Origin of the sequence: Rhodopseudomonas sp. B29 (assembly GCF_000333455.1) — a bacterium.
Lineage (GTDB): Bacteria > Pseudomonadota > Alphaproteobacteria > Rhizobiales > Xanthobacteraceae > Rhodopseudomonas.
On record NZ_BADD01000603.1, the window covers coordinates 1 to 1,702 of the forward strand.

Annotated in this window: 1 protein-coding gene and 1 pseudogene; both read left to right on the forward strand. The window is 64.0% G+C overall.

What is annotated here, in order from left to right:
• Positions 1–633 (forward strand): annotated as a pseudogene (locus I5M_RS21790) (F0F1 ATP synthase subunit alpha); the annotation flags it as partial.
• A 142-nt stretch (positions 634–775) separates the two neighbouring features.
• A complete protein-coding gene (locus I5M_RS21795) occupies positions 776–1,651 on the forward strand; it encodes a F0F1 ATP synthase subunit gamma (RefSeq protein ID WP_022723343.1) in 876 nt (291 codons plus the stop codon).
• The last annotated feature ends 51 nt before the right edge of the window (positions 1,652–1,702 follow it).

The following is a 1,702-nucleotide window of genomic DNA, read 5'->3' on the forward strand; positions in this document are numbered from 1 at the left end:
TATCTGCACTCCCGCCTGCTCGAGCGCGCCGCCAAGCTCAACGAAGATCACGGCTTGGGCTCGCTGACCGCGCTGCCGGTCATCGAAACCCAGGCCAACGACGTGTCGGCCTACATCCCGACCAACGTCATCTCGATCACCGACGGCCAGATCTTCCTGGAAACCGACCTGTTCTTCCAGGGCATCCGCCCGGCCGTGAACGTTGGTCTGTCGGTTTCGCGCGTCGGTTCGTCGGCGCAGACCAAGGCGATGAAGAAGGTCGCCGGCAAGATCAAGGGCGAGCTGGCGCAGTACCGCGAAATGGCGGCGTTCGCGCAGTTCGGCTCCGATCTCGACGCCTCGACCCAGCGCCTGCTGAACCGCGGTTCGCGCCTGACCGAGCTCCTGAAGCAGCCGCAGTTCTCGCCGCTGAAGATGGAAGAGCAGGTCGCGGTGATCTACGCCGGCGTCAACGGCTATCTCGATGCGCTGCCGCTCAACAAGGTTCGCGCGTTCGAAGACGGCCTGCTGTCGCTGCTGCGCGGCAAGGAGTCGGCCATTCTCGACTCGATCCGCACCAGCCGCGACCTCTCCGACGACACTGCCGCCAAGCTCAAGGCGGTCGTCGAGGGCTACGCCAAGACCTTCGCCTAAGTCGTCATGGCCGGGCTTGTCCCGGCCATCCACGTCTTAGCGCTTGAAAATCCGAGAAGTTGAATGCCCGGGACGAGCCCGGGCATGACGAATGTGAGGTTTGCGGTCGGGTCGCCGATCTGATCGCCGGGGTGGACTGAGAATGGCTTCACTTAAAGACATGCGCGTCCGCATCGCCTCGACCAAGGCGACGCAGAAGATCACCAAGGCGATGCAGATGGTGGCGGCCTCGAAGCTGCGCCGCGCTCAGACCGCGGCCGAAGCGGCCCGGCCTTATGCCGAGAAGATGGATGCGGTGATCTCCAACATCGCCGGCGCTGCGGCGGGCTCGCCCGGCGGCCCGGTGCTGCTGGCTGGCACCGGCAAGGATCAGGTTCACCTGCTGCTGGTTTGCACCGGCGAGCGCGGCCTGTCGGGTGCGTTCAATTCCTCGATCGTGCGGCTTGCCCGCGAGCGCGCGCTGGCGCTGATGAACCAGGGCAAGCAGGTCAAGTTCTTCTGCGTCGGCCGCAAGGGCTACGAGCAGCTTCGCCGCACCTTCGACAAGCAGATCATCGAGAACGTCGAGCTGCGCTCGGTGCGCCAGATCGGCTTCGTCAACGCCGAGGACATCGCCAAGAAGGTGATCACCCGCTTCAACAACGGCGAGTTCGACGTCTGCACGCTGTTCTATTCGCGCTTCAAGTCGGTGATTTCCCAGGTCCCGACTGCCCAGCAGCTGATCCCGCTGGTGGTCGAGAAGCCGGCCGCGGGCGCCGTCGCCACGTCCTACGAGTACGAGCCGGAAGAGGACGAAATCCTCTCGACGCTGCTGCCGCGCAATCTCGCGGTGCAGATCTTCCGGGCGCTGCTCGAGAACAACGCCTCGTTCTACGGCGCGCAGATGAGCGCGATGGACAACGCCACCCGCAACGCGGGCGACATGATCAGGAAGCAGACCCTGATCTACAACCGCACGCGACAGGCGATGATCACCAAGGAACTGATCGAGATCATCTCGGGCGCCGAGGCGATCTGACCAACACCAGCTGACATCCGGTCGATCGACCGACTTGCTATTCGGACTTCA